This window comes from Oleiphilus sp. HI0067, from assembly GCF_001635735.1.
In genome coordinates this window covers 1-515 of record NZ_LWFI01001365.1, presented here as the reverse complement: position 1 = coordinate 515, position 515 = coordinate 1, and the positions used below count along the sequence as shown (strand labels likewise).

The 515-nt window shown below is 46.6% G+C and carries 1 protein-coding gene; it reads left to right on the top strand.

The window, feature by feature from the left end; translation table 11 throughout:
* Positions 1 to 339, top strand: a 339-nt coding sequence (locus A3739_RS30235; RefSeq protein ID WP_197472483.1) for a hypothetical protein, incomplete at its 5' end; no start/stop codon positions are given.
* Positions 340 to 515: the final 176 nt, after the last annotated feature.

Here is a 515-nt window from a genome sequence, read left to right as displayed (position 1 = left end):
GAAGTAGCGAGAGATTTACCCGAAATGGTCGATCATGTCGTAACGCTGGGCACGCCGCTTACGGGCGGCCCAAAATATACTGCGGCCGCACCTATCTTGGCCAAAAAAGGCTTAGATCTGGACTGGATTGAGGCTGGCGTCGAAGAGCGAAAAAAGAAGCCCATTCAATGCAAGCTCAGTGCAATTGTTAGTAAAACAGACGGCGTCGTTGATTGGTCTGCCAGCGTATTGCCCGAAGACCAACAAACACGATATATCGAAGTGAACGTTTCTCATTTAGGAATGGGGTTCAATCGACAAACCATGTCACTCGTACTCAAAGAACTGCAACAGGACTAAGCGATGCCTTCAAACATAAATGCGCTTAACATCGATACAAGTACGCCCATTCTGTTTGTTCCCGGCGCTATGTCCGGTTCTTGGATTTGGGAAGATAATTTTGCTCAGCACTATAGAGCGATGGGTTTTAAAGTTCATTGCATGACCTTCAGCGGGCATCATTTATCTTTTAAGGA